Raw genomic sequence first — 1,568 nt, 5'->3', positions numbered from 1 at the left:
CGCGCTGTTCAGTCTGGGACCGTGGTGGAGCGGATCGACGCCGCCCTCGCCTCCGACGACCGGGCCGGCACCTGGGTCGCCCTGATCGGGCGCGGCTCCACCGACCCGGACGCCAACGCCGAGGTGGCGAAGGTCGCCCGGCTGCTCTGGGAGGGGCGCGGCTACGCCGGCGTGGAACCGGGCTTCGTCTCGCTGGCCGAGCCGTCCGTGCCGGCGGTCCTGGACCGGCTGCGCCGGCTCGGCGCGCGGCGGATCGTCGTGGCGCCGTACTTCCTCTTCGCCGGGGTGCTGCCGGACCGCATCGTCGCGCAGTCGGAGGCGTTCGCCGCCGCCCACCCCGACCTGGACGTGCGGGTGGCCGGCCTGATCTCCGACTGCGACGCCCTCGCCGACCTGGTGCTGGAACGGCACGCCGAGGCGCGGCGCGGCGACATCCGGATGAACTGCGACACCTGCGCGTACCGGGTGCTGATGCCCGGCTTCGCCGACAAGGTGGGCCGTCCGCAGACCCCGCACGACCACCCGGACGACCCGGTCGGCGGCCATCACCATCACCATCACCATCACCACCACGGCGGTCACGGGAACGGCGGTCCCGGCCTGCGTCCCGGCGAGGTCGCCGTCGTCGGCGGCGGGCCGGGGCCCGACGACCTGATCACCGTACGGGGACGGGCGCTGCTGGACGCCGCCGACGTGGTGGTGGCCGACCGGCTCGCCCCGACCGGCCTGCTCGCCGGCCTGCGGCCGGACGTGCTCGTCGTGGACGCGGCCAAGGTCCCGCGCGGGCCGTCGATGACGCAGGAGACCATCAACGACACGCTGGTCACGCACGCTCGCGCGGGCAGGCGGGTGGTCCGGCTCAAGGGCGGCGACCCGTACGTCTTCGGGCGCGGCCACGAGGAGGTCCAGGCCTGCGCGGCGGCCGGGGTGCCGGTGACCGTGGTCCCCGGGGTGACCAGCGCGGTCGCCGCGGCGGCCCTGGCCGGTGTGCCGGTCACCCACCGGGGCGTCGCGCACGACGTCACCGTGGTCTCCGGACACCTGCCGCCCGGACACCCGGACTCGCTGGTCGACTGGGCGGCCCTGGGCCGCGCCCGGGGCACCCTGGTGCTGCTGATGGCCGTGGACACCGTCGGCGCGATCGCCGCCACGCTGATCGGGCAGGGCCGGGCCGCGGACACCCCGGTCCTCGCGGTGCAGGACGCCGGCCACCCGGGGCAGCGCACGGTCACCGCCCGGCTGGACGAGATCGGGGCCGTGGCGGCGCGGGAGAATCTCCGTCCGCCGGTGGTGTTCGTGGTCGGTCCGGTGGTCGCCCTCGCCACGCCACCCACGCCCCGGGCGACGGCGCCGTCCGAACGAGCGACCGGTGTGAGCGCCGCCGGTCGCTGATCCACTCGATTCGGGGTAGATCCGGACGTGCGGTCGGCCGGCGCGGAGGGCGCGCGCGGCGACGGTGCTGCGGTGTAGCGGTGCCATCAGGTGCGATCGCCTGCTCGCGCTCGCCGAGGCGAACCGGCCGCTCATCGGTGGTGCCGAGGAGGGCGGTGTCATCGACCCGGACGTGC

Annotated in this window: 1 protein-coding gene; it reads left to right on the top strand. The window is 76.2% G+C overall.

Annotated features, from left to right (window positions below):
- A partial coding sequence (cobA, locus tag AB0I76_RS29580; protein ID WP_357042338.1) for a uroporphyrinogen-III C-methyltransferase occupies positions 1–1,392 on the top strand: 1,392 nt, incomplete at its 5' end.
- Between the last annotated feature and the right edge of the window lie 176 nt (positions 1,393–1,568).

Source organism: Micromonospora sp. NPDC049799, from assembly GCF_040656655.1.
In the GTDB taxonomy this organism is placed as follows: domain Bacteria; phylum Actinomycetota; class Actinomycetes; order Mycobacteriales; family Micromonosporaceae; genus Micromonospora.
Note: the sequence above shows the minus strand (reverse complement) of the source record. Positions and strands in the feature narration are given on the sequence as shown.